The sequence below is a fragment of the Francisella philomiragia genome, assembly GCF_018135955.1.
Lineage (GTDB): Bacteria > Pseudomonadota > Gammaproteobacteria > Francisellales > Francisellaceae > Francisella > Francisella philomiragia.
The window spans coordinates 1727137-1749303 of the sequence record NZ_CP063138.1 but is presented as its reverse complement, the minus strand read 5'-3'; the positions used below and the strand labels follow the sequence as shown (position 1 = coordinate 1749303).

The window sequence follows — 22167 nt, the reverse complement described above, 5'->3', positions numbered from 1 at the left end:
CCTTTTAAGATGATGAAGCTCTTAATTTTAAATAATGATCATAAGTTATTTTATATGCTCTTTCGAAATTGGCAAATATAGAAAGCTCATATGGTGAATCATTAGTTTGCCTTAATTATCAGTTGTGTCAGATTACTATAAAGCCAATATTATCATTATATGTAATAGCTTGACTATCTGACCTAAATGTTAATGTATTACCTGCTATTTTATCTAGTTTGGTAATGAGTTAAAGTATCTCCTCTTTCTAATATACGACTAACACTTGCTTTATTCTCCTTGATTCTAATGAAATCTAGCTTATTAATTCCATCTAAGTTGAAATCTTCGAGTGTATATCAATTTCATTATTTGCTTCGGAGTATTGGCTATTCAATATTTCTTCTAAGTTTGTATCCATATTTTCACGTTTCTGAATAGGAAGATCTTTTCTGTCTTCTAACTCTTCACCAATTTTTGATAGATTTTCAAATATATCTTCCCACGTTTTTTCTTTTTCCATAATTATCTCTGTAAAAGTTGTTTTTACCATTTTAACAAATCAAAGTTAATAAAATACTTATAATTTTAAATTCCAATGAATTGTGCTAATGTCTTTATTATAGATGTTTCAATCTTTATTTATGTTAAATGAAGCAATTAAAGAATAAGAGGGAATTAGATTTTTTACCGGACGATAAGAAGTATAGAGTTATATGGACTGTCGAGGGCCTTTTAAAAAGTGGTCGATCAGCGCCAAATATAGCACTTATTTTTAGATATTTAAATAAAGGTAAAATATACGGATTTGAGACACACGTGGTTTCATATAGATATATGTGTATTTGCATAGCTGGTCAGGTGTATAGAGGCAGAGAGCCTGTCGAAATTCCTTTGCTTACCAAGGATGGCAAATTAGAAAAATTTTCATTTTATGATGGTGAAACTTATTACGTAGAGGAGGCCTCCTTTCACATTGATTATAATGATCCTGTGAGACATTATTCTACAAGCTTAGCTGAGAGTAAAAAATATATTCTTCCGTTAGAAATGTTAAGACCCTCGGTAAAAAGACACTTTTTTCCTAAAGAAGGTTCTCAGGCAAGTCAAATAACTCAGCTGATTAGTAATGATGGTAAGATTATATACGTTCCAACTTTTGAAGTTTTTCAGAAAATGTTGGTACCACAGAATAAAGAAATACAGAGAAAAATCTTAGTATCCCATATTGATGAAATAACCAAAGAATACTTAGTTTTAGAGAACTGTTTGAAAACAGATGATAATATTTATAAAGTACAATTTAAGAAAAAACGTGAAGGATTAAAAGAAGCATCTAAACATTTTATCGCTTGTATGCGTTTTGATAAGCAAACAGAAAGACTTGTAAATAATATATTTGCATATGTGCAAAGCAATTATGATGGTAATACCTCGATTATGCCAGAAGTAGAACCATATACTGATATGGATATCACAGCAAGAGGTATATGGCTAGATGAGAATGTTTTTTTAGTGTTGAATATAAAAGCAATACACTTAGGTGAAAAAATTAAACTAAGTGAGATACATGATGATTATACAAATAATCCTTCTGGTAATTTAAGTAAATCGTTCAATAGACAGATGAATATTCATGAGAATGATCTGCCATATGATAACTTAAATGATCCTGGAGCAAATGCAGGATTACAAAAAGTTATAAGTAATGTGATTGTCCAAACAAATATAAGTATTTTAAACTCTTTTTTGGAAAAAAAATCTAAGGGAAATGTAGATAAAAGTTTTTTAGATGAAAATGATCCTGTAGCAGTAAGTTTTGGGGATGAAAGTAATGCTTGCGGTAGTAGGAATACAGCAAGATGCTTTGATTACGAAGTTAGTAATGCTGATTTGGATGGAGGGTTGGTTTTTATATATGAAACATTATTGAGGCTTCAAAGAGCATCTTATATTGACAATGTTAATTGCTTGAGTGATAGGTTTGAAGTAAAACATGGTTTTTATCTGAATACTTTTCCTAAAAAACTGTTACCAAATAGAAAAAATAGTTGGCTACTCAAGGATGATGGTAACTTAAGAAGGTACTTGCTAGCTAGGGTGACTCTCAATAGTGGTAAAGATGTTGTATTATTTGAGATAGAAAAGAGAAAATCTAATGAGGCATTTTGTGGTATCATTTTTGCTGAACTCCCAGATTTGTTTAGAAAGCTAAATATATTTTTAGAGTTTGTTACAAAATTTAGTGGTAGGTTTAGAGAGAGAGTGCATGGTAGGTTAGTTGATAAAGAAATTCCTATAAATGGAAGTTATATATTTTCTCACTCATTTAAAGATGGTCGTTTAGGCGATATCCTCATCTCAAAGCTAAAACGTTATGAAAATGAGTAAATTCTTTTCTATTCAAAGGTATGTAGTAATTCTCATGTTGTACTTTTAGGAAATACTTGTTTTGCTTTTTAGTTATTATTTTATTGGTTATATATGTGTATTTAGGTAGTGATAATTTATGAAAATACTCCATACATAGAGAAATAGTTTGTAATCTTTGTTTTAAAGAAGGGTCTTTGTTTTTTAATATTTTAACTAGCTGTAGTTTTAAGTATGCCTTAGATTTGCGAGTTTTTACTAAGTTAGCTTTTGGTATATCAATCATTCCATATTTAATAAACCTTTTTTTATATAGGTAGTTTATAAATCCTGTTATAGATGCTTTATAGCCAGGATACATAAAAATAAAAGAGCTGATGGCTACTTCATTGAAAGTTTCTAGGTTAAATAAGATGTGGACATGAATAAGCGTATTAGCAGGAGTAAGAGCTAATCTAACGCTAGTGGTTGATGTTTTAGGTTTGTTTAGAAGATATAAATAATAGTTCATGAAAGTTTTTGATAGTAAGGAGTCAGAATTTTTATGCTTTTTTAGATAAAGTCTTATTGTCTTTAAACTTTGGTATGCTTTTTTATCTATAGATGATTTTTCTATTGCCTTCTTCTCTTGTAAGAAACTAAAAATAATATTGCTATAGTTTTTTTCTTGTATGAGATATTCAAATAGAATATCCCTATAAGAAGGGAAGTTGTTGTTTTTGATATAAAGTTTATCTATTAATTTAAAGTGCTCTAAGAAGTGTTGCATATTAATACTAGAAAAATGAGGATCTCTATATTGTGCTAGCCAGTAGCAAAATTCTCTAAAAATATTCTCTGTGTATATTAGAGATATCCCATTAGAGTTTAATTTATTCTTTATGGCATTTAGAGAAGAGCATTTTTTACAATAGTTTCCAGAGCCAGCGGGAATTAATATGTTACACTTTTTGCAATGTCTATATATTTCTATTGAGCATATTTTGCATATGGGTTGTTTGCTTGCGCTATATTTATAAACAGGTCTCCTGTATTTACAATGGAAACATATCTTTTTTACTATCATAACATGTCCAATATTTCTGTCATCATATCATCAACTATATGTTCAGGAGTTGGACATGACTGATTTTTAATAAAAGCTTTTACTTTTCTAGGTTTACCCGAATGGTTTAATTTTCTTACTATGTGTTCAATAATTGGACAGCTTACGGTTTGTTGGATAAACATAGTTTTTGTTATTTTACTTTTCTTTAAAGTGGAGATTAATTCGTTTAATGTCATTAAACATATTTTTGTTAAAATATTAAGGATTAAATACCGTTCTTCAATACTTTTTCTTTCAAAAGGAAAGTGTGATAAATCTATTTTTTCAGAAATAGACATTTCCTTTAAGAAATTATTAAATGATTTTGGTCTAGAGATGGATCTTTGTATAAATGTTATAAGAGTTCTTAATAACAAAAGTTGCTCGTTATAAGTATTAGTATTTAATAAAAAAGGGGTAGCAGCATTATCTAAATTTTCTTGAAAATTAAAAAGAGAGTTTTTTACTCTTACTTTCTTTGAATTAGCTAAATCATATCCACAATGCTGACAATGTCGTGTACTCGTAGCATAATATTTTATTAAGTGTGGAGAAAAAGGAAAATTACATTTGGGGCATGCTTGTGAAAGTAGTATTTTATGCTTTGAGCAAGATATTGACCATGCAAACCTCCATCCTCTTTTCATATAAAAACTATTTTCTTTTATGCATTCGCTACAAAAAAAATAGCCATTAGTTTTTACTCTGTTTCGTGACCCTAAAGGAATAATCCATGATTGATATATTGTTTTCTTAGTATCAGATTTAAAAGGTTTTAGGGTTGCCATATAAAGCTTTTTGATACTAATGTTGGACGTTTTTGATAATATTGAGAGTTGTGTAATAGAAATGCTCATGTCTATATCTATAGACCAGCATCTCCAGTTATTCCATAATGCGCCAGTAAAGCTAATAGGGTCTGAACCATTTGCTATAGAGTTTCTAATTATCCAAGAACTTAATACCTCATCATCATATAAAGGTAATACTATGGGCCATCTATTTTCTTTTTCTAAGTCCATGAGTTTTTTTAACCCATTTATGTTTCTTAATGGTATCAACAGTTATTGATTCAACATTAGTTTCAAGAGCTGTAATGCAACACTCTATTAATAATTTATGTAAATCACCAAGATTACCTTCAGATATTGTATACAATAAAGTTGCTTTTTCTTTTGATGCTAGATTAGATGCTTCCTTGAGAGGTAGTTTCATTTCAAAGGACTTCAGTAATGATCTAAAGTCTTTATCTAAGTCCCATTTGGGTAAAGTTACAATATCAAATCTGCTTGCATGTTGCGGGTCTGAGTGCAAAACTAAGGCTGCATCTTTAGTACCAATGCCGATAATTGGAATAAGTAATTCATTTCCTAAATTTTTGATAGCATTCATTACAGCTCTTTGCTTAGCAGCTGTTCCACTTAGAAGATTGTGTATTTCATCAATAATAAGCATTTTAACGTTACATAACTTCATTAGATGAATGAGTTGGTATCTAAGTTTAGCTGTTGTATCAGTAGGTCTAAAAGGAGTCCAAAATGTATCAAGTATAGACATATAAAGTCCTTTTTCATCAGCTGTCGCTGGAGATTGAGCAATGACTAAAGTTTTATTTGCTATAGACATTCCTTCTTCATCTTCTGATGTATAGTTAGGGTGCAGTGAATGGAAATAGTTAATTAAGGATGTTTTTCCTATATTTGACTCACCAATAAGTAGTAAGTTTTGCATTCTTGGTTGCTTAGGTCTTCTTAAAAGGCTATTAAGCAGTTTTACTATATCTATAGTTTTAGGGTAGTTAATCCAAACAGGTCTGTAGAGATAGTCTATTCTTTTATCGGTGCTTTCATCTATAATCTTCTTTGTTTCTTCATCCAAATGTAAATATTCTGACATCGCTCAAATTTCTCTAATCAAAAGCTTCAACATCATCATCCCATAAATCATCTTTATGGTTTGTGCTATTAGTAATAGGGGTCTTGTTTATGGTTAGTTGTTCTTTTATATTATCCTTTCTTTGCTTCTGTCTTCTTATCTTTCTTGATGCTGAGGCACTTGCTTTCACATGGTGTTGCATTTCTTCTAGAGCTAGTAATACATTTGAAGAGGTTATTTTAGCTCTTTGAGTTTTTAGAGTACTCTTTACAGATTTATATTCAAATAGACTAATAGGAGGTATGGATTGATCTGCTAAAGGAATTTTAAAATATTGTTTTAGTTGCGGTTCAAAAAACCAGATATATGAAATATCTCTAGGATCTCTTCTAAAAATGAATTTTTCTTTTTGTTTGCTTTGCTGAGAAACATAATTAATCCAAGGGCGTAAACAGTTATCGTAGTAGTTTAATCCATCTATATTAACCCCAGCTCTTTGAATTGTTCTATTGAATATTGGTAAGAAATCTATTAATAAGGTATCTTGATTGTTCGGTTTTGTAGGATAACCACAACCGGTATGTTCGCTTGTCCCAAATATTCCATCTTCCCATTTTTGTAATGGAGACATCCCTAAAGAACTATGCTTCTTTTGATGGTATACCTTGGTTATAAATAATAATAACCACTTTTCAAACTCCTTGAATGTCATGCACGCATTTTTATCTGAGTCATAATTACCTCTTTCAGAGATATTGGAAAATGTAGTTCCTGGCAATGAGTGAACTTTTTTTACTATAGTTCCAATAAGTCTTTCTATATGCCCACCAAAATTTGGTTTTCCGACAGGTCTAAATTCAATGTTAATACCGTAAGATAAACAAGATTTTCTTAGTGAATCAGATCTGAAATCAGCACCATTATCGACATGAATAGTATTCATTATTCCCCATACAGGCCAATCAGCATCAACTTCATATTGTAGCAGTAGCTTATCTTTAGGTAACATTGAGCATGTAAGACATAAAGCTACTGATGCTTCGCTTGGAGGTTCTAATGATAGGTAGTAACCAGTTATCATTCTGCTGTATACATCTATAGCAAGAGTTATCCATGGTCTTCCTATTGGTAACCTATTTTCATCATCAACTAAAATTATATCCATAAGAGTGTGATCTATCTGGACTACTGATAGTGGATTTGTTGCATGAGGAAAGCTTCCAGCTGCAGGTGAATATATATTCCTTGCTATATCTTTGTTGCCTTGTCTCTTTAATCTTTCTTCATTATTTATTTTTGCAACTCTTGATCTAATAGTATTTTTACTCGGAGGCGTTATGTTCTTGTTGTAACATTCTATATGAATAAGCTCTATAATTCTTTGTACACAGGGCTTTTGCCTGGTCAAATAATGTTCTTGAATATTTTTTTCTATGATCGAATCGGCTATCTGAGAGATACGGCTAGAGCCAGTTTTACTTCCAGGTTTTTGTTTTAAAAGACTTGTGATAGCTCCAGTGTTTCGGTAATTACGTAACCATCTATATATGGTTGTAAAATGAATATTGTTTTTTTCTGCTACAGTTTCTATATCATCTTTCGTTGTTGATACTCCAAGTAAAGGTTTAATTATTTCAAAGCGTCTTTCTATTTCTTGCCATTGTTTATCTGTATATGAAGAAATATCTTGTTCATTATTACTTATTTCATTTTTGTCTAAAATATTTTTTACTTCACTAACCAATATTGATTTAGCTTTTCCTGTTTTAGTATTTACTCCAACAACTGTTTCAAAATCAATTGTTTGAGTTATTCTAAAAATATCATTTTTAACTTTTACATATTGATTCGGTTTTATTACTATTTTACTTCTATCTATAGTGTGCTGGCTCATTACTATTCTCTTCTGTTTTAGACCATATGATTGTATTACGGTTTATTGGTAAATTCATGTTACAACTAATCTGATGTTTAGCTATTAGACTAAGTATATGACCAAGAGCAATACCTTTTTGTTCTCTAGTAACATATAGATATTCTAGGATTTCATCAATAGGTAGGTGTCCACTTGCTGATAAATGTTCTAGAATTCTAATTTCTTCTTCGAGAGGGTATTCAATATATTTTCTACTATTAATTAGCTTTATATTGTCCAAATACTGTGAGCGAATCTTGCCTTCATCATATATTTTAAAAGTGTATCCATTTTCTCTAGCATATTTAGTTGCTAGTTTAAATTTTTCTCGTAATTTATCCCAGTTTGATTTTATAAACTTTCTAGGTTTAACTTCTACAATGTATGAAGAGGGTAAACTAGTATCTGCAGAGAAATCTACTTTGAAATCTGGAGTGTATGAAGCTTTTCTATTATTAAAATTTTTATATTCAAATGTTATGGGTTGTTCAGTCAAATCTAATACAAGAGGGTTGAATTCCATAAGAGTAATGAAATCTCTTTCTAGAGTAGACTCAAAACAAATTGTTTTCTCTAATCTAAAAGGATAATTTCCTGAAACACTTGAATAAGTATAGTGTATATCTCTATAATTAGATTTTATTTTCATAATGTTTTTTTATATGTTATCAGTTAGCGATAATTCTTGGATAATTAGCATATTCTTTCATAGGTTATCATTAATTGTTGGAATTGTGGCTAACAAATGCATTGGTTTATATAGAAGTATATTAGCATTAGTTTCTGGAATTGTCAGTGGTAGCAACCCTATGCCCGGTGAAATATCTTTAGCTCATAATGGCGTGTTATTCCTTGATGAGTTACCAGAGTTTGACCGTAAGGTTCTAGAAGTTTTAAGAGAACCTCTTGAGACGGGAGTTGTAAATATCTCTAGAGCAAAGTGTCAGGTAGAGTATCCAGCTAACTTTCAATTGATAGCTGCTATGAATCCTTGTCCGTGTGGGTATTTAGGATCGCAGTATAAAGAGTGCCCAGATTCAATTCAATCAATTAAAAGGTATCAAAGTAAGCTTTCAGGACCTCTTTTAGACAGAATTGATTTACAAGTTGAGGTTCTTGAGCTAGCAAAAGAGGATCTAACAAATCAAGAATTAAGAGGTGAAAAAAGTAGTATAATTAGGGAGCGAGTTAAAAAAGCGAGAGATATCCAGATCACTAGGCAAGGTAAAATAAATTCAATGCTAACAAGTAAAGAGTTAGACGAGGTTTGTGACCTTGATGAAGAAAGTAAAAAAATGCTAGCACTAGCTATAGAAAAGCTTGGACTATCTGCCAGAGGGTACTATAAAATACTCAAAGTTGCTCGAACAATAGCTGATTTAAGCGGATGCAAGAAAATTGAAAAACTAGCAATTCAAGAAGCTATAGGTTACAGAAAAATGGACAAGTTTTTTAAATAGTCCTTCATAATAAATTTAAAGGTATGTTAAGTATGAGAGAGTTGTTTTTAGATGCATTTAAGCATGAGAAATTAGAAAAACCACCGATATGGATAATGCGTCAAGCTGGTAGATATTTACCAGAATATCGTGCAGTAAGATCAAAGTTTGAGAACTTTATGGATATGTGTCGCAATGCAGATGCTTGTTGTGAGGTGGCACTACACCCGCTAGAAAGATATGATCTTGATGCTGCAATTGTATTTTCAGATATTTTAACTATTCCTGAAGCAATGGGTATGGATCTGAAATTTATCAAGGGAGTTGGCCCTGTATTTTCTGATCCTATTGAGTCAGAAAAGGATTTAAATAGGTTAAAGTCAGCAGAAGATAGTGTTGGCGATTTGGAGTATGTTTATAATGCGGTTAGAACTACGAAGGCTGCTATAAATGTACCCCTTATAGGCTTTACTGGAAGTCCATGGACACTTGCTGCATATATGGTTGAGGGATCTGGCTCAAAACAATTCAGTAAACTAAGAAAAATGATGTATGCAAATCCTCAATTGATGCACGCACTTCTTCAAAGGTTGGCTGACATAACAGTGATTTATCTACTTGAGCAAGTCAAAGCTGGTGCTAGTTCTTTAATGATTTTCGATACTTGGGGAGGAATTCTACCTTTAGAGCAGTATAAGGAATTTTCATTAAAGTATATGGAGTATATTGCTAAAAATGTGAAGCAGAAATCCGATGTTCCTGTGGTTTTCTTCACAAAGGGTGGCTCAAACTTTTTTGAGGAGTTGAAAGATAAATCATGTGATGGAGTTGGTGTTGATTGGAATGTAACTCTAGATCAAGCTCGCCATAGAGTAGGCGTAGGTAAAGTTCTGCAAGGTAATTTTGATCCAGCATTTTTGTATGGCACATCTGATAGTATTAGAAACACAGTTAAGAAAAACATGGAATTTATTCAGTCTGATAAGCTAAACAACTATATTGTTAATTTAGGTCATGGCATTTACCCAGATATTAATCCTGATAATGTTAAAATTATGGTAGATGCAATAAGAGAATTCAGTGTTTAAAAAAACAAACTGTCATAAAGCTTGACATCTGTTAAAATGTTGTTATTATATATTGTCATAGACGCGGGGTGGAGCAGCTTGGTAGCTCGTCGGGCTCATAACCCGAAGGTCGTAGGTTCAAATCCTGCCCCCGCTACCAAAAGTTTTTATTTTATAAAGGCCCTTCAAGGGCCTTTTTGCTATCTAGAGGGTATGCAAAATCTAAGGGGTGAAAATGTTACTAGATGATTTGTATGAAATAGTAGAACCCATCACAGCTGATTTAGGCTATATTTTATGGGGAATAGAGGTCGTGGGTGCTGGCAAGCTTACTATACGTATTTTCATTGACCATGAGAATGGTGTTTCGGTTGATGATTGTCAGGTTGTAAGTAAAGAGGTGAGTGCAATTTTTGATGTGGAAGATCCTATCTCAGATAAGTATGTTCTAGAAGTGTCTTCCCCAGGGATGAATCGCCAAATTTTTAATATTATTCAGGCGCAAGCTTTGGTAGGATTTAATGTTAAGGCAGTTACCTTGACGCCAGTTGAGTCTCAAACAAAATTTAAAGGTGTGCTTGAGAGAGTTGAAGGCAATAACGTTATTCTAAAGCTTGATGATGGCAGAGAAGTCAGTTTTGATTTTGATGAGCTTAAGAAATTTAGAGTTTCGCCAGATTTTAGTTAGATAGAGGGATTAGGTATGAGCAAAGAATTATTGTTAGTATTAGAAACTGTAGCAAACGAGAAAGATATTTCAAAAGACCTTTTGTTCGAAGCTATGGAAGAGGCGTTAGCTATTATAACTAAAAAAGAGCTTGACGAGCATATGAATATCGAAGTTAAAATCGATAGGGTTACAGGTGACTTTAAAGCAGATAGAGTTTGGCATATTGTGTCAGAAGATGAGGATTTGATTGATTATTCTAAAGAACTCTATGAGGATGTCGCGCAAGAAAAGGGCTACAATGTCAAAGCTGGCGATGTGATCCGTGAATCTGTAGAAGTCAAAGAGTATGGGCGTATCGCTGCTACTATGGCAAAACAGATCTTAATGAAAAAGATTAAAAATTTCGAAAGAGAAAAGACGGCTAGATTTTATCAAAGTAAGATTGGAGATATTGTTTACGGAGAGGTAAAAAGAGCAACTTACGAGATTTTGGTTATTGATCTTGGTAATAATGCTGAAGGTATCCTACCAAAGAAAGATTTGATTTCTAGAGAGAGATTTCGTGTTGGTGATAAGATCAGATCATGTGTTGAGAGTGTTGAGGTTGATGAGTTTGGTAAGCCAAGCACGGTCATGCTTAGTCGCGCTAGTAATATGATGCTTAAAGCTTTATTTAAATTAGAAGTTCCTGAAGTTGAAGAGGAGCTTATAAATGTTGTAAATGTTGTTCGTGAACCTGGTTTTAGATCAAAAGTTACTGTTAAGAGCAATGATCAGAGGATAGATCCATGCGGTGCTTGTGTGGGTGTTAGAGGATCAAGAATACACTCTATTATGAGCGAGCTAAATGGTGAGAAAGTCGATGTTATTCTATGGGATGAAGATATGGTTCAATATGCGATCAACTCTTTATCACCAGTTGATTCTGAAGATATCTTAGAAGTAAATGTTGATGAAGAAACTAATTCAATGGATATAGTTGTTAAACAAGAAAGTTTATCAAAAGCTATTGGTAAGAATGGAGTTAATGTCAGATTAGCTAGTGCTTTAATCGGTTGGAAGATAAATGTTTTATCTGATACTGAGCAAGAAGAAAAGCAGATGTCTATAGTTGAGAAATTTGTTGAAGCATTAGATATCGATCATGATTTTGCTTTGGTGCTAATAGAAGAGGGTATTGAAACGTTAGAGGATTTAGCATATTTAGATAGAGATGAGCTTTTGGAAATTGAAGGCTTTGATGAAGAGATTGTAGATGAGCTTCAAGAAAGAGCAAAGGCCGTGATTTTATCTCAAGCATTAGGCGGTAAAAAGCCAGCTGAAGATTTACTTAATATGCAAGGTATGAATCAGGAGTTAGCGGATAAGCTTGCTCAAAATAATATAGTGACAATGGAAAATCTGGCGGAACTATCTGTGGATGAGTTGCTTGACATTGTTGCTATTGATGAAAAACAAGCAACAGATTTGATAATGCAAGCAAGAGCCCCTTGGTTTGAATAGAAAGTACGAATCAAAATAGTACAAAGGAGAGGGAAATGGCAGAGATTACGGTTGGCCAACTGGCACAACAAACAAATAAAGAAGTAAGCACATTACTAAAACAACTTAAGTCTTTTGGTATAGAAAAAAGTAGCGAAAAAGATACTTTAACTCCGGAAGAAATGAAAACTCTTTTAGATAAGATTAATAGTGCTAAAAATACTGTTACTAGAAAAAAAGTAACTTCTCTTAAACTTGATGGTAAGCATAAGATAAATGTTTCGGTCAAGAAAAAAAGACGAGTTGCAAAAAAAGTAGAAGAACAATCCCCAGCTAAAGTAGAAGAGTCTATAGTTGAAAAGCCACAAGCAGCAGTTGATGTTAAAGATAATAAAGCTGTTGAAAGTGTAGAGAGAAATTCTGTTAATCTTGTACAACCTCAGCAAGAAAAGCCTGTTACTAAACCAGTTATAAAAGATAATGGTTTTAAGATAACTGCTATGCCTGAAGTCAAAATTCAAGAAAATAATTCTCAGGATGAAGAAAAGTCATCTGAAGATAAATCTACAGAATCTAAAAATAATAAGAAAAAGTCTCCGAAGAAAGTCTTCACTGAAAGTGGTAACAACACTAATACTAAATATAAAAGAGAAGAAGAAGAGAAGAAGTCCAAAGCTAAAAAGGCTAGTGGTAAAGGCTTCAAAAAAGCTAATCCAAGACAATTGTCACAACTTGCGGGTGATTTGGAATCATTTGATGAGTTTGGTAGTAAGAAAGGTAAGTTAAAAGCACCTAAGGTTAAAAAACAAGAGTTTACAATGCCTGTCGAAAGTGCTGTTAAAACAATTGAAATACGTGAAGGTATTACAGTTAGTGATTTGGCTAATAGAATGGCAGTCAAAGGCGCTGAGATTGTTAAAGTATTATTTAATATGGGTGTAATGGCTACAATTAACCAATCATTAGATCAAGACACAGCGGTTTTGATTGTTGAGGAAATGGGGCATAAATATACATTACATAATGAAAATGCTCTTGAAGAAGCTGTGACTACTGTTGATAGAAGTTTACATAAGAAAATATCTCGTGCGCCTGTTGTAACTATTATGGGTCACGTAGATCATGGTAAGACTTCCCTATTAGACTATATACGTAAAGCAAGGGTTGTAGCAGGAGAAGCAGGTGGTATAACACAGCATATCGGTGCATACTCTGTTAAAACAAGTAAAGGAGCTATTACTTTTCTAGATACTCCTGGTCATGAAGCTTTCACATCAATGCGTGCTCGTGGTGCTAAAAGTACAGATATCGTAATCCTTGTGGTTGCAGCAGATGACGGGGTTATGCCTCAGACTGAGGAAGCTATTCAGCATGCTAAAGCAGCAGGTGTTCCAATCGTTGTGGCTGTCAACAAAATTGATAAGCCAGATGCCGATCCTGATAAGGTTGTCGGTGAGTTAGCTCAACGTAATGTTATTCCAGAATCTTGGGGTGGGGATGTTATGTTTGCTAATGTTTCTGCTAAAACTGGTGAAGGCGTTGCAGAGTTGTTAGATGCTGTGTTATTGCAATCTGAAGTTCTAGAGCTAGAAGCATTTGCTGAAGGTTTAGCTGAAGGGGTTGTTATTGAATCTCGTCTAGAAAAAGGACGTGGTCCAGTTGCAACAGTACTAGTTCAGAATGGTAGTCTTAAACAGGGTGATAATATCTTGTGTGGTACTGAGTATGGTAGAGTCAGAGCAATGCATGATGATCTAGGTAAACAGATTAAAGTAGCAGGGCCAGCAACTCCAGTTGAAATACTAGGTTTATCAGGTGTTCCAGCAGCTGGTGATGATATGGTTGTTATTGAGAATGAGAAAAAAGCTAAAGAGTTAGCAGCTCAAAGATCTCAAAGACAAAAAGAAGCTAAGATAGCACAAGAACAGTCTCTTAAACTTTCTAATATGTTTAGCAACATGGGCAAAGAAGGTGAGCAACAAACTCTTAAAATTATTCTTAAGGGTGATGTACAAGGTTCAGTTGAAGCAATTAGAGAGTCATTACTTAAGCTTTCCACTGATGAGGTAAAGGTTGATATAATTGCAAGTGGTATCGGAGCTATTACTTCTTCTGATGTAACCTTAGCGGTTGCTTCGACAGCAGTAATTATTGGCTTTAATGTTAGGGCAGATAGTGCAGCTAAGAAACTTGCGGAAGTTGATGGTGTGGAGCTTCGCTACTATAATATTATTTACGATCTGATAGATGATGTTAAAAAAGCAATGACTGGTCTATTATCTCCTGATATGAAAGAGCAAATTATCGGTATAGCTGAAGTTAGGGAGGTCTACAGATCTTCTAAGTTCGGTTCGATCGCAGGCTGTATGGTTGTTGAAGGAGCTGTAAAGCGTACAAATCCTATTCGTGTATTACGTGATAACGTTGTGATATATGAAGGCACACTTGAGTCCTTAAAGAGATTTAAAGATGACGCAAGTGAAGTCAAAAAAGGTATGGAGTGTGGCATAGGTGTCAAAAACTATAATGATGTGCGTGAAGGTGACCAAATAGAAGTGTTTGAAGTTATTGAAGTTGCTAAGGAGCTATAATTATGGCAGCAGAAGGTAGAGTGCAACGAGTAGCAAGTGAGCTTCAAAAGGTGATATCTTTGCTACTACGTACAAAAATAAAAGATAGTAAGCTTGCTACTGCAACTATTACTGAGGTTGAGCTTTCTAAAGATCTATCTTATGCAAAAGTATATTACACATGCTTAGATATTCAAGAAGCTCAATATATCTCTAAAGCCTTTGAAAAATCAAAGGGTTTTTTTAGATCATCTATAGCTAAATCATTAAATCTTAGAATAGTTCCAAATCTTAAGTTTATTTATGATAAGTCTCTTGATTATGGGATGGAAATGGAAGGAAAAATCCAACAGGCTCTAGAAGCTGATTCTAAGATAATCAAGCAAGATGATAATTCGTTACAAGAAAACTATAAAGATAGTGATAAAGAAACTAAAGTTGAAAAATTAAGGTAGGTAGCTTATGAGCAAACTTACTATTATTCGTGGTTTTAATGATATTCTTCCTCAAGAGAGCTGTAAGTGGCAGTTTTTAGAGTCAAAAATAAAATCAATTCTAGATAAGTATAATTATGATGAAGTAAGGCTACCCATCTTAGAAAAGAGTGAACTATTTCATAGAAGCGTAGGAGAAACATCGGATATAGTTTCTAAAGAAACTTATGATTTTGTAGATAGAAGTGGAGAAAGTTTAACGCTCAGGCCTGAAGGAACGGCTGGCTGTGTGCGAATGGTAATTGAAAATAGTTTAGCTAATAGAGGACAAACACAAAAGCTTTGGTATTCTGGTCCTATGTTTCGCTATGAGAGACCTCAAAAAGGTAGGTATAGACAATTTTATCAACTTGGTGTTGAAGCTTATGGTTATGATAATATTGCAATAGACCTAGAAATTCTTACTATTAGCTGGAACTTATTTAGAGAACTAGGTATTTCTGAATGTCTAAAATTAGAGTTAAATAGTCTCGGATCAAGTTCTAACAGACAAGAATACACGAAGGCATTGTTAGAGTATCTAAAACCATATCATGCTCAGCTTGATGAAGATTCAATCAAAAGATTAGACAAAAACCCTCTGAGAATACTTGACTCTAAGAATGAACAAACTCAGCAGGTATTAGCCAATGCACCTAAACTCATTGATTTTATTGATGAAGATTCATTGGCGAGATTTGAGCAGACATGTGAGTATCTTGATAACTTAGGAGTTAACTATCAGGTTAATCAAAAGTTAGTTAGAGGTTTGGATTATTATAGTGGACTAGTTTTTGAGTGGGTCACAGATCGGTTAGGAGCTCAAGCAGCAGTATGTGCTGGCGGTCGTTATGATAATTTAATAGAAAGCTTAGGTGGTCAAAAAGCCGGAGCTATTGGTTTTGCTATTGGCTTAGAGCGTCTATTACTTTTGCTTGAGAGTGAAGGTAAGCTTCCAATTGAAGATGATAAAAGTGATGTTTTTTTCATATTAGATAATAATCAGCTACATAGATCGTTACTATTAGTTGAAAATGTTCGTCAAGAATTACCGGCATTAAAAATAGATATGGATTTGAAATTTGGTAGCTTTAAATCACAGTTCAAAAAGGCAGATAAATCAGATGCTAAAATAGCTGTAATAATTGGTCAAGATGAATTATTGCAACAGGCTGTTGGTGTAAAATATTTACAACAAGATAAGCAACAAGAACAAATTCCTTTGAATAAATTAATAAATTTTCTAGAAAAAATAGCTATATGAAGTTACATGATATAAAAGGTTATGCTTGGATAGTTGTAGGTCTGAGCTCATTTTTACTGATTGATAAATATATAATGAATGTTTCTCCTAGTCTGATAGCAAATGAGTTGATGACTAGTTTTTCGATAAATGCTACTGAAATGAGCGCTATGGTGTCATTATTTTTATGGTCAGTAGTGTTTTGTCAGTTTTTTGTAGCTGGGCCAATTATAGATAAGCTGGGATTTAGAAAGGTCAGTTTTTTTTCACTAATTCTTTCTGCAATAGGATTGATACTGTTTGTTCTTTCCGCAGACATTCATAGCTTTGCGCTCGGTTGTATTTCTCGATTAATGATTGGAATCGGTGCTTCATTTGCCACGGTTGGTTATATTAAAGCTGCTGCAGTTTGGTTTGATCCACGTAAATTTGCTTTTGTTTGTAGTTTTTTAATGACTGCTGCAATGCTGGGGGCTTTGCTTGGACAAGTTCCACTTGTGTATCTTATTGAAATTACAGGGTCATGGCATAGAGCATTAATTGGTTATGCTTGTTTTAGTATTGTAATGGCCTTATTATATTTGGCTTTAGTAAGAGATTATAATCCTGAGGCATCATTTGCAAATGGTTCAAAAGGAAATACTGGAACTCTTGCAGGTATAAAAAAGGTACTTATGAACAAGAACAATTGGTATCTTACTTTATATACAGGACTAACCTTTACAACGATAGATGTTTTTGGCGGTATTTGGGGTAATAATTACTTTAGAGAGTTGTATGGTATTCCAGCAAAAGAAGCTTCATTTATTGTATCAATGATGTTTCTTGGACTTGCCATAGGCTCTCCAGTAATAGGTAAGCTATCTGAAAAATTTGATAATAGAGTTAAAATTATGATAATTTTTCATATAATTGCTACAATTTGTTTGGCTTTGGTTTTACAATTTAAGCTTACGCCTGGAGTTTCAGGAGCACTATTGTTTATATTTGGGTTTTGTTTAGGAGTATATATGCTTGCTTTTGCGATAGGTAATCGTATAAATCCAATAGTTGTGGCTGCTACTGTAGCTGCGCTGATTAATACTGGTGAACCATTGCTTGGGGCGTTATTTGATCCTTTGATAGGGCATTTGCTTGATCTAACATGGACTGGTCAATATATAGATGTTCATAATCAGATTACGAATGTAGCCGCAGAAGGAGCTCATAGATATTTTCACATAAGTGCTTACCATAATGCTTTCTTAATTTTAGTGTTTAGCATGATTGTATCCTTTTTTCTACTTGTTTTAGTTAAAGATAAAGAAGTTGAATAATGAATTTAGATGATATTTATCTCCAAAAGGTTCGCGAGCTTGATTTGAAGGTTGATTCTTTGCAGCTTGAAGCCATCAGAGGTTTGCAAGAAATAATAGATCAGATATTAGTAAATAAAAAAACAAAATTTGGCTTTCTTAAAAGGTCACTATATCCATCTGTAAAGGGATTGTATATGTGGGGAGGTGTCGGTAGAGGGAAGACTTTTATTATGGATATTTTCTATAATAATCTACCGATAGAGCAGAAAAGAAGACAGCATTTTTCACACTTCATGAAAGGTATTCATTCTGAATTAAGGAAGTACCAAGGTTATAAGAATCCTATATCAAGAGTGGCCTATGATATGGCAAAAGATATGCGAGTTATTTGTTTTGATGAGTTTTTTGTCGAAGATATAGCTGATGCTATGATTTTGGGAAATGTTTTTACGGAATTGTTTAAGCTTGGTGTGACACTGGTTGCAACTTCAAATATTGAGCCAGAAAATTTGTATAAGAGAGGCTTGCAGAGAGAGTTGTTTTTACCAGCGATTGATGTTTTGATTAAAAATGTAAATGTTTTAAATTTAGATTCTGGGGTTGATTATAGATTTCGTTTGCCAAATGAGTATTTAAATTATATCTATCCATATAACGAGCAGAACCGTAAAAATTTTTTTGATAAATTTTTCCTTAGAAATCATCACTTTGATAAAGATATTAATATAGAAGTTTTGGGCAGAGAGATTTTTGCTATGCTTGTAAGCCATAAAGATATATGTTTCGATTTTAGAGTCATTTGTGGTGATGGGCGTAGTTCTTATGACTATATTGATATTTGTAGTAAGTATGAACAAATTTTTATATATAATCTGACAGGATTTGATCAATATAATGAAGATATGGCAAGAAGGTTTATTGCTTTGATTGATGAGTTTTATGATCAAAATAAGAAAGTTGTAATTTTGGCTAATAATGATTTTACAGAGTTGTATGAAGGTGAGCGCTTGAAATTTGAATTTCAGCGAACAATAAGCCGACTTAATGATATGCAGAATTCTAGTTTTGGTGTTTTAAATGAATAAAGTTCAATTGATTGAAGTTACTGATGATGTTATAGAGCAAAGAATCGATAACTTTTTGATAAGTAAGTTTTCACGACTACCAAAATCATTAATTTACCGTTGGATTCGTAAAGGTGAACTACGAGTTAATAAAAAAAGGGTTAAGCAAACAACTCGCGTAAGTGCGGGAGATATTGTTAGAGTGCCACCATTTAGTCTAGAAGAAAATTTAGAGATAGCAAAAGTATCGAAATCTCATTTGGACTTTTTGGAACAACGAATTTTATACGAGACGGATGATTATATCGTTGTTGATAAACCATCAGGTATGGCTGTCCATGGTGGTTCCGGAGTTAATTCAGGTCTGGTGGAGCGTTTAAGACAACTACGTCCTAAAGTAAGGCGTTTAGATTTGGTGCATAGACTTGATAAAGAAACATCAGGCTGTGTGCTACTAGCCAAAAAGCATAGCTCATTAGTATATTTCTTTGATATTTTTAAAGAGCGTAAAGTAAATAAGATTTATTATGCTTTAGTTCACGGTCATTGGGATGAAAAGGTAGATGCGATTGACTTACCATTAAGTCGTACAGAAACTAAAGATGGCCAACGAATAGTTAAAGTTGACAAGCGAGAAGGAAAAAGAGCTCTTACAAGAATATTGGCAGTGCAAAAAATAGGTGATTACAGCTTACTAGAAATCAAGTTAGAAACCGGTAGAACACATCAGATTAGAGTTCATACAAGAGCAATGGGGCATCCGATTGTTGCTGATAAGAAATATGGTTATATGATTGATGATGAAAAACTACTTGCTAAAGGAGTTGATAAATTATTACTTCATGCTGGTAAATTAGAGTTTTATGATGAGAAGCAGCAGAAGCTGATATCTATTGAAGCAAAATTAGATTCAAGGTTTGATGAGTTTGTTAAAACAGAATAGTTTTGTTTTAATCTTTACTGTCTTTTATCATTAATAACACTATTAGTGATGCTACCAAGCTTATTACAAGGGTCGTAAATGCAAAATGGTAAGAACTTAAATCAAAATATTTAATATCGTTAGGACTTGTGTGTTGTGAAACAATTTCTCCGGCTTTATTTAAGTATTTCCCAGTCCACGACCAATCTAAGAAATAGCCGATTAAAGGATCGAATATCGCTCCTAATATAGGCTCTCCGGTATTAATAAACGCCGCTACTGTTGCAGTTATGACTATTGGATTTATACGATTTCCTATGGCAAATGAGAGCATGTATATTCCAAGACATAATCCAAAAATAAAAAGTAGAATTGCTGAGAGTGTTGCACTTGTTTTAGTAAGTAAAACAAAGCTTAAAGCAATAGAGCCTATTATGTGAAAGAAAATCATTACTCCTTTTCGACTATCAAGGATTTCTGATAGTTTTCCTATGATTGGTGAGCCTATTGCCATGCCAATAAATATCATTGATATAATACTGGCAGCTTCTTCACGTGATAGGTGATAGGCTTCTCTAAAGTAAGCATTACCCCAGAATCCAGCAAAGGCATCTACTGCTGTAAAACTTAAACCAACATAGAAAGTCAAAAGCCAGTTGTTTTTATTTTTGACGACTTCTTTAAGTGCTTCTAGAGTTTTTAGCTGATTGCTTGGTGAGCTAGCTTCCGGTTGTTTTGGATTGAAGTCGCGTACAACTATATAATAAAGTACACCAATCAATAAGCTAGCTACCGCAAACAAGAGCATAGCCATTTTCCAATCACCACATAAAGTTATCAAATATGCTAATGGAGCTTGTGCACAAAGTGCTCCTATCATAGCAGCAGTTGCTAAAAAACTAGCAGCAAAAGCAAATTTACGAGGCTCAAACCAAACTGAAACAGCCTTAAGATAAGAGATGGTAGCGAAAGAGACGCCCATGCCTGTAATAATTCTAGCTATATAAGCCATACTCAAACTACCGAGATTACAGGCAACGACAAATAGAATAACTCCCATCGCAGAAATAGTTATGGATATAGGACTAATTAGTCTAAAACCAAATTTATCTATAATAGGGCCAGCAAGAAATAGCTGACAAATAATTATTGACCAGAAAAATGCCGAGCCTAAAGCTCCTGTTTGGGTAGCATTAGTGTGGAAGCTAGACATCATATCATCGGTAATCAGGCTAGGGAATACTTGCATAATATACTTATCAAAAAGCAAGAAAGAACTGAGAATAATAATTATCCATGCATATCCGCGAATGTTGTGAATTTTTTGTTCCATACGGCGTTTGTTTTGTTATAGCTTAAGAGTATAATTTTAAGTTTCTGAAATATATAAATCAAGCCTAAAGCTTTTCTTTGTTTAATATAAGCATTTTTGATATTATAGGCTCAACAAATTTACTTATATTAATATTAGATATGTTGGCAAATATTAGAATTGATGAAAAGAAGTTTATATTGATGCAATTTCTTTTAGGCTTTGTGGGTTATGTTATTGTGCTCATGGTCTATGGATATACTTATGCTAATTCATTTGCACTTGGAGCATTAACAATGTTTTTAGCTAATTTTGTATTTTTTTTTAGATTATTTGTCGAAAAACAGTTTAATCCAGGGATTGAGATAGTTATTTTTTATTTGAGCGAACTCCTGAAATTAAGCATTGTTGCATTGATTACAATACTGCTTGCAGTTTATGTCAAACCAAAATTATTTTCTTACATTTTCGGATTACTTTTGTTACAATTAGTCGTGTGTTTTGTGCCTATTTTGTTTAAAAGGGTAAGATAGGTGTATTTTAGGGTTGTAAATACTAATTTATTTAAATTATTGGTGGAATAAGTAATGGCAAATACAGAGGCGGGTTCTCAAGTAGCTACAGAATACGTTCAGCATCACTTACATCATTGGCAAATAAGCCTAGGTGAGGGTTCTTTTTGGCAGCTAAATGTAGATTCACTGTTAGTCAGTGGGGTTTTAGGTATAGTATTTATCTTGGCTATGTTTATGGCTGCAAGACGAGCTAATGCAGGCGTTCCTGGCAAGTTTCAAAATATGATCGAAGCAGTGTGGGAGTGGATGGATGGTATGGTTGCAGAAAATTACCATCATAAAAGAGACTTTGTTACACCGCTAGCTTTGACAATCTTTGTTTGGGTTGTGCTTATGAATTTGATGGATTTACTCCCTGTAGATCTTTTTGGCTGGATAATTAGTTTCTTTACTAATAGTCATGAAGTGTATTTTAGAGTTGTGCCTACAGCAGATCCAAATGTTACTTTTGCGATGTCTATTGCAGTGTTTTTCTTGGTGATTTTTTATAATCTCAAGGCTAAGGGTTTTGGTTTGCTGAAAGAAATTTTAAGCTCTCCTTTTGGGATATGGTTATTCCCTTTAAATATATTCTTTAGGCTTGTAGATGAGATAGTTAAACCGGTTTCATTGTCGCTACGTTTGTTTGGTAATATTTTTGCAGGAGAGCTTATATTTATTCTGATAGCATTATTACCATGGTGGTTCCAGTGGACACTTGGTGGTATATGGGCAATATTCCACATACTTATAGTTTTAATACAAGCTTTTGTATTTATGATGCTAACTGTAGTTTATCTAAATATGGCTCAGGAAGCTCACTAAGTTTTAAATCAACCTAAATAAA

The 22167-nt window shown here is 33.2% G+C and carries 20 protein-coding genes and 1 tRNA gene; 14 read left to right on the top strand and 7 right to left on the bottom strand.

Annotated features, from left to right (window positions below; translation table 11 throughout):
- Nucleotides 1–313 precede the first annotated feature (313 nt).
- A complete protein-coding gene (locus tag IMS64_RS08525) occupies nucleotides 314–502 on the bottom strand; it encodes a hypothetical protein (RefSeq protein ID WP_211490431.1) in 189 nt (62 codons plus the stop codon).
- 128 nt (nucleotides 503–630) lie between these two features.
- Between IMS64_RS08525 and IMS64_RS08520 the strand changes: the two genes are divergently transcribed.
- On the top strand, nucleotides 631–2370 hold the full coding sequence (locus IMS64_RS08520) for a hypothetical protein (RefSeq protein ID WP_211490430.1): 1740 nt from the start codon (nucleotides 631–633) through the stop codon (nucleotides 2368–2370).
- On the opposite strand, the gene IMS64_RS08515 is transcribed toward IMS64_RS08520, so the two are convergent.
- The 5 genes from IMS64_RS08515 to IMS64_RS08495 all read right to left on the bottom strand — a co-directional run bounded on the left by IMS64_RS08515 (nucleotide 2336) and on the right by IMS64_RS08495 (nucleotide 7875).
- Nucleotides 2336–3118, bottom strand: a complete 783-nt coding sequence (locus IMS64_RS08515; RefSeq protein WP_211490429.1) for a hypothetical protein — start codon at nucleotides 3116–3118, stop codon at nucleotides 2336–2338. The two genes, IMS64_RS08520 and IMS64_RS08515, sit on opposite strands and share 35 nt — an antisense overlap.
- A gap of 293 nt (nucleotides 3119–3411) precedes the next feature.
- Nucleotides 3412–4458 carry a TniQ family protein gene (locus tag IMS64_RS08510; protein ID WP_211490428.1) on the bottom strand — a complete coding sequence of 349 codons (1047 nt, stop codon included), beginning with the start codon at nucleotides 4456–4458 and terminating at the stop codon, nucleotides 3412–3414.
- Nucleotides 4436–5332 (bottom strand): TniB family NTP-binding protein, encoded by an 897-nt coding sequence (locus IMS64_RS08505; RefSeq protein ID WP_211490427.1) that lies wholly within the window; start codon nucleotides 5330–5332, stop codon nucleotides 4436–4438. Before IMS64_RS08505 ends, IMS64_RS08510 begins: the two co-directional genes overlap by 23 nt.
- A gap of 13 nt (nucleotides 5333–5345) precedes the next feature.
- Entirely contained in the window at nucleotides 5346–7205 is a 1860-nt protein-coding gene (locus tag IMS64_RS08500) for a Mu transposase C-terminal domain-containing protein (RefSeq protein ID WP_211490426.1), read from the bottom strand.
- The gene (locus tag IMS64_RS08495) at nucleotides 7183–7875 is read right to left on the bottom strand and encodes a TnsA endonuclease N-terminal domain-containing protein (protein ID WP_211490425.1); all 693 of its coding nucleotides are present in this window, start codon (nucleotides 7873–7875) and stop codon (nucleotides 7183–7185) included. Before IMS64_RS08495 ends, IMS64_RS08500 begins: the two co-directional genes overlap by 23 nt.
- A 13-nt stretch (nucleotides 7876–7888) precedes the next feature.
- Between IMS64_RS08495 and IMS64_RS08490 the strand changes: the two genes are divergently transcribed.
- The 11 genes from IMS64_RS08490 to IMS64_RS08440 all read left to right on the top strand — a co-directional run bounded on the left by IMS64_RS08490 (nucleotide 7889) and on the right by IMS64_RS08440 (nucleotide 19475).
- Nucleotides 7889–8686, top strand: coding sequence for an ATP-binding protein (locus IMS64_RS08490; RefSeq protein WP_244972903.1), 798 nt, complete (start codon nucleotides 7889–7891; stop codon nucleotides 8684–8686).
- Nucleotides 8687–8718: 32 nt separating this feature from the next.
- Entirely contained in the window at nucleotides 8719–9753 is a 1035-nt protein-coding gene (gene hemE, locus IMS64_RS08485) for a uroporphyrinogen decarboxylase (protein WP_211490424.1), read from the top strand.
- A gap of 62 nt (nucleotides 9754–9815) precedes the next feature.
- Nucleotides 9816–9892: transfer RNA gene (locus IMS64_RS08480), tRNA-Met, on the top strand.
- 75 nt (nucleotides 9893–9967) lie between these two features.
- Nucleotides 9968–10420, top strand: a complete 453-nt coding sequence (gene rimP / locus IMS64_RS08475) for a ribosome maturation factor RimP (RefSeq protein WP_012280354.1) — start codon at nucleotides 9968–9970, stop codon at nucleotides 10418–10420.
- Nucleotides 10421–10435: 15 nt separating this feature from the next.
- Nucleotides 10436–11905, top strand: coding sequence for a transcription termination factor NusA (gene nusA / locus IMS64_RS08470; RefSeq protein ID WP_012280355.1), 1470 nt, complete (start codon nucleotides 10436–10438; stop codon nucleotides 11903–11905).
- A 35-nt stretch (nucleotides 11906–11940) separates the two neighbouring features.
- The gene (gene infB, locus IMS64_RS08465; protein ID WP_012280356.1) at nucleotides 11941–14475 is read left to right on the top strand and encodes a translation initiation factor IF-2; all 2535 of its coding nucleotides are present in this window, start codon (nucleotides 11941–11943) and stop codon (nucleotides 14473–14475) included.
- 2 nt (nucleotides 14476–14477) lie between these two features.
- Nucleotides 14478–14909: a 30S ribosome-binding factor RbfA gene (gene rbfA / locus IMS64_RS08460; protein ID WP_004286971.1), complete on the top strand. Its 432-nt coding sequence runs from the start codon at nucleotides 14478–14480 to the stop codon at nucleotides 14907–14909.
- Between the two features lie 7 nt (nucleotides 14910–14916).
- Nucleotides 14917–16191: a histidine--tRNA ligase gene (hisS, locus tag IMS64_RS08455; protein WP_211490423.1), complete on the top strand. Its 1275-nt coding sequence runs from the start codon at nucleotides 14917–14919 to the stop codon at nucleotides 16189–16191.
- Nucleotides 16188–17486: an MFS transporter gene (locus IMS64_RS08450; RefSeq protein ID WP_211490422.1), complete on the top strand. Its 1299-nt coding sequence runs from the start codon at nucleotides 16188–16190 to the stop codon at nucleotides 17484–17486. The genes hisS and IMS64_RS08450 overlap by 4 nt, the downstream gene beginning before the upstream one ends.
- Complete coding sequence (gene zapE, locus IMS64_RS08445; protein WP_200148985.1) at nucleotides 17486–18553, top strand: cell division protein ZapE; 1068 nt, start codon at nucleotides 17486–17488, stop codon at nucleotides 18551–18553. The genes IMS64_RS08450 and zapE overlap by 1 nt, the downstream gene beginning before the upstream one ends.
- The gene (locus IMS64_RS08440) at nucleotides 18546–19475 is read left to right on the top strand and encodes an RluA family pseudouridine synthase (protein WP_004286975.1); all 930 of its coding nucleotides are present in this window, start codon (nucleotides 18546–18548) and stop codon (nucleotides 19473–19475) included. The genes zapE and IMS64_RS08440 overlap by 8 nt, the downstream gene beginning before the upstream one ends.
- Before the next feature lie 7 nt (nucleotides 19476–19482).
- Here the strand turns inward: IMS64_RS08440 and IMS64_RS08435 are convergent, their stop codons facing one another.
- Complete coding sequence (locus tag IMS64_RS08435) at nucleotides 19483–20787, bottom strand: MFS transporter (RefSeq protein ID WP_088821710.1); 1305 nt, start codon at nucleotides 20785–20787, stop codon at nucleotides 19483–19485.
- Between the two features lie 140 nt (nucleotides 20788–20927).
- Between IMS64_RS08435 and IMS64_RS08430 the strand changes: the two genes are divergently transcribed.
- Nucleotides 20928–21299 carry an ATP synthase subunit I gene (locus IMS64_RS08430; RefSeq protein WP_211490421.1) on the top strand — a complete coding sequence of 124 codons (372 nt, stop codon included), beginning with the start codon at nucleotides 20928–20930 and terminating at the stop codon, nucleotides 21297–21299.
- Nucleotides 21300–21353: 54 nt separating this feature from the next.
- Nucleotides 21354–22145: a F0F1 ATP synthase subunit A gene (gene atpB / locus IMS64_RS08425; protein WP_004286978.1), complete on the top strand. Its 792-nt coding sequence runs from the start codon at nucleotides 21354–21356 to the stop codon at nucleotides 22143–22145.
- Nucleotides 22146–22167: the final 22 nt, after the last annotated feature.

What these genes read in the sequence shown, in the direction of transcription:
- IMS64_RS08525 (WP_211490431.1), bottom strand. Translation starts at nt 502, where the DNA reads ATGGAAAAAGAAAAAACGTGGGAAGATATATTTGAAAATCTATCAAAA.
- IMS64_RS08520 (WP_211490430.1), top strand. Translation starts at nt 631, where the DNA reads ATGAAGCAATTAAAGAATAAGAGGGAATTAGATTTTTTACCGGACGAT.
- IMS64_RS08515 (WP_211490429.1), bottom strand. Translation starts at nt 3,118, where the DNA reads ATGCAACACTTCTTAGAGCACTTTAAATTAATAGATAAACTTTATATC.
- IMS64_RS08510 (WP_211490428.1), bottom strand. Translation starts at nt 4,458, where the DNA reads ATGGACTTAGAAAAAGAAAATAGATGGCCCATAGTATTACCTTTATAT.
- IMS64_RS08505 (WP_211490427.1), bottom strand. Translation starts at nt 5,332, where the DNA reads ATGTCAGAATATTTACATTTGGATGAAGAAACAAAGAAGATTATAGAT.
- IMS64_RS08500 (WP_211490426.1), bottom strand. Translation starts at nt 7,205, where the DNA reads ATGAGCCAGCACACTATAGATAGAAGTAAAATAGTAATAAAACCGAAT.
- IMS64_RS08495 (WP_211490425.1), bottom strand. Translation starts at nt 7,875, where the DNA reads ATGAAAATAAAATCTAATTATAGAGATATACACTATACTTATTCAAGT.
- IMS64_RS08490 (WP_244972903.1), top strand. Translation starts at nt 7,889, where the DNA reads ATGTTATCAGTTAGCGATAATTCTTGGATAATTAGCATATTCTTTCAT.
- hemE (WP_211490424.1), top strand. Translation starts at nt 8,719, where the DNA reads ATGAGAGAGTTGTTTTTAGATGCATTTAAGCATGAGAAATTAGAAAAA.
- rimP (WP_012280354.1), top strand. Translation starts at nt 9,968, where the DNA reads ATGTTACTAGATGATTTGTATGAAATAGTAGAACCCATCACAGCTGAT.
- nusA (WP_012280355.1), top strand. Translation starts at nt 10,436, where the DNA reads ATGAGCAAAGAATTATTGTTAGTATTAGAAACTGTAGCAAACGAGAAA.
- infB (WP_012280356.1), top strand. Translation starts at nt 11,941, where the DNA reads ATGGCAGAGATTACGGTTGGCCAACTGGCACAACAAACAAATAAAGAA.
- rbfA (WP_004286971.1), top strand. Translation starts at nt 14,478, where the DNA reads ATGGCAGCAGAAGGTAGAGTGCAACGAGTAGCAAGTGAGCTTCAAAAG.
- hisS (WP_211490423.1), top strand. Translation starts at nt 14,917, where the DNA reads ATGAGCAAACTTACTATTATTCGTGGTTTTAATGATATTCTTCCTCAA.
- IMS64_RS08450 (WP_211490422.1), top strand. Translation starts at nt 16,188, where the DNA reads ATGAAGTTACATGATATAAAAGGTTATGCTTGGATAGTTGTAGGTCTG.
- zapE (WP_200148985.1), top strand. Translation starts at nt 17,486, where the DNA reads ATGAATTTAGATGATATTTATCTCCAAAAGGTTCGCGAGCTTGATTTG.
- IMS64_RS08440 (WP_004286975.1), top strand. Translation starts at nt 18,546, where the DNA reads ATGAATAAAGTTCAATTGATTGAAGTTACTGATGATGTTATAGAGCAA.
- IMS64_RS08435 (WP_088821710.1), bottom strand. Translation starts at nt 20,787, where the DNA reads ATGGAACAAAAAATTCACAACATTCGCGGATATGCATGGATAATTATT.
- IMS64_RS08430 (WP_211490421.1), top strand. Translation starts at nt 20,928, where the DNA reads ATGTTGGCAAATATTAGAATTGATGAAAAGAAGTTTATATTGATGCAA.
- atpB (WP_004286978.1), top strand. Translation starts at nt 21,354, where the DNA reads ATGGCAAATACAGAGGCGGGTTCTCAAGTAGCTACAGAATACGTTCAG.